3 protein-coding genes are annotated in these 2,821 nt (G+C 32.9%); 1 reads left to right on the top strand and 2 read right to left on the bottom strand.

The annotated features are described in order from the left end of the window. Positions 1–147: 147 nt before the first annotated feature. On the bottom strand, positions 148–1,254 hold the full coding sequence (locus JSQ97_RS12650) for a YaaC family protein (RefSeq protein ID WP_486389583.1): 1,107 nt from the start codon (positions 1,252–1,254) through the stop codon (positions 148–150). Between the two features lie 163 nt (positions 1,255–1,417). Between JSQ97_RS12650 and tnpA the strand changes: the two genes are divergently transcribed. Beyond that, positions 1,418–1,852, top strand: a complete 435-nt coding sequence (gene tnpA, locus JSQ97_RS12645) for an IS200/IS605 family transposase (RefSeq protein WP_205076375.1) — start codon at positions 1,418–1,420, stop codon at positions 1,850–1,852. A gap of 221 nt (positions 1,853–2,073) precedes the next feature. Here the strand turns inward: tnpA and JSQ97_RS12640 are convergent, their stop codons facing one another. Continuing rightward, positions 2,074–2,595 (bottom strand): hypothetical protein, encoded by a 522-nt coding sequence (locus tag JSQ97_RS12640; protein WP_205076374.1) that lies wholly within the window; start codon positions 2,593–2,595, stop codon positions 2,074–2,076. Between the last annotated feature and the right edge of the window lie 226 nt (positions 2,596–2,821).

The following is a 2,821-nucleotide window of genomic DNA, read 5'->3' as shown; positions in this document are numbered from 1 at the left end:
TTTTAAATCAATATAAGTCGATGATACAAATATTTGTAATTTCTTTTTCATTTATATATCCTTCCAGCCCAGAGGGCTGTGCGTATAACATTCGCTTAACCTGCATTGCGGCTTGTACGCAATGTCAGGTTGAAGCGGGTGTTAGCCTTATACTGGAGAATCAAAGCCACCAGGAAAACTAAGATGTAGCTTCTTTCCAGTAATTCTTTCAAGCATTTGATGCGGAATAACATGGTCATATATTGATATATAATAATCTATTAATCTTCCAATATTTGCATATTTCCCTTGAACAATTTCGTACCACATATCAGGTAAATATCTTACAATTATGCTTAAAGTATACAGAAGCATATAATTAATAGCTATTGGGTCATTTACTTCTTTTAATAACGGTACTATATAAGTTGTTGCTGAATAACTGGACTTATAGTGTGGTATATGATCCCACCAGATTCCAGTATTATCATGTATAAAACTACATGATATATAACCTTCTTCATCCTTATTTTTTTTGATTAATTTAAAATTATCAAATGGTGTATCTATTTTTTTAAGGTACTCTATATTCATTTTTTGCGAAGATGTATATATTTTAACATATGTTGTAATTTTTGAAGTTTCTCTTTTTGGAACATCTATAATAAATGTCCCTGTTTTTTTTGTATACTCTTCGCGCAATTTTTCTTCAACAGCATAATTACTTGATGAATCATATCCAAAATGTAAAGAAAGTGGAACTTCTCCGGTATATTCTTCAAGTACTGTATTTAATTCTGGAATTCTACGAAATAAATCTGCTAATGATACTAAATGAAAACGTGATTCATCATCAACCTTATCTATTTTTTTAATATGAGTAATTGTCTCTAGATTACTGATATTCAAGTGTTTCAAATAATGATAGAAATGTCCATCATGTCGAATATAGCAATAGTAATTGTTAAGAATGTTATCATTGTAATCTTGAGAGAAAGTAGTTAACCCGTGTCCTTGTTCCGTGTGTTTTTGAATTTCTTTAAGACCATTATTATTAGTTATTGCGGATACCTCTTCAGCAATTGTCAATTGTAATAATGAGTAATAGCGGGATAGAATTCGAGCATTTAAACTTTGACCTTTGATATCCCAGTAATTTAATGCTGAATCAATTGCCGATGATAAACCTTTTGCTTTTTCATTTATTACCGCATCGGTTAATTGAATATTTGTTTTACTACATTTTTCTTGTAATAACGTTTTTGACAATTCAATACTTCTGAATCTATCAAAACGTAGTTTTAATAATTAATCTGTAGTAAACCACCGCCTTTGGCGGTGGACAGGAAAAGCTGGGCAGATCCGGCAATAGGAGGAGAGGGAAAAAGTCCATAGAATCCAAGGTGTGAACCGCTCAAAGTTACACACGGAGGAAACTATGGACAATAAAAGTTTATCGCATACGAAATGGGAGTGTAAATATCATATAGTATTTATACCGAAGTATCGGAAGAAAAAATTGTATGGAGCGATAAGAAAAGAATTAGGAGAAGAATTGCATCGTTTGGCAGGACAAAAGGAGAGTAAAATTTTGGAAGGCCATATGGTGAACGATCACATACATATATTAATCGAGATCCCGCCGAAATATTCTGTTGCACAGGTGGTGGGATACATAAAGGGAAAAAGTGCCCTGTATATAGCAAGGCGGTATGGAGAACGACAAAGATACTTTACGGGGCAGCATATGTGGGCACGAGGGTATTTTGTTTCGACGGTGGGACTTGATGAAGAAGTCATACAGAAGTATATCCGTGAACAGGAGAAAGACGATCTTCGACAAGACGAATTGCAGGAACAATTAGGCCTGTAGCCGTAGGCTAGGCTAAACCGCTTTGAGCGGTTCTTTTCAAGCCACCACCTTTGGTGGTGGTTGTTGACTCATCATGATCTACGCCAACTAACCATTCAATTTCATTATTCATTTTATTCCCTCTTATTGCACCGAAGGTGTCAGGCTAACATTCGCTTAACCTGCATTGCCGTAAAGGCAATGTCAGGTTGAAGCGGGTGTTAGATGCTTTTTTATAAAGATTATAACTTTTTATATTTATTTTCAATTCTATGAATTTCCCCGTGCTGTGTTTTAGATAAATAAATTAAATTTCCAATACTATTATCATAACCATTATTAGTAATATGATGAATATGGTACTCACCTGTATCAGGTCGTATTAAGAATGTCCAAGCCGTTAATTGATATGTATAATAGTGCAATAATTTATTATCAAAATTAGCGCCATCTAACTTAAGCCATCCAATTTTTCCTTCCTCATCTTTTTGAGGAACCATCCTCTCTTTATATTTTACTCGTCCAAAACTACTTATAGAATAATCTTTGTTATAGGGATAAATTTTCCATATTTCTCCCGGGATAAATTCATCCATGCATAATGTACCGAGCATTTTTGAATCGATTATTTGTCTTTCAGATACTATTTGTTTATTTTTGTCATATCTTAATTGATTAAGTAATAAAATATTTTCAAATCGTGTTTTCCACTCAATAAATTCTTCATCATTTAAATAGCTTTTATAAACAATATCATTATCCATCATATTACTCCTTTTGATTAACAAACATATAAAGCTAAAAGAACAATGTTTTAAACCTTAATTTATAAAAAATACACCCTATTTTTCAAAGTTACAGTTTATTGTGCCGCAAGGCATCCGTCTAACATTCGCTTAACCTGCATTGCCGTAAAGGCAATGTCAGGTTGAAGCGGGTGTTAGATTTAAAATTTTATATTTAATTCATTTAATCCTTCAAGGATAGGGA

It is taken from the genome of Treponema sp. Marseille-Q4523 (assembly GCF_016901105.1).
Taxonomy (GTDB): Bacteria; Spirochaetota; Spirochaetia; order Treponematales; family Treponemataceae; genus Treponema_D.
The sequence above is the reverse complement of the archived record's forward strand: the minus strand, read 5'-3'. Positions and strand labels throughout refer to the sequence as shown.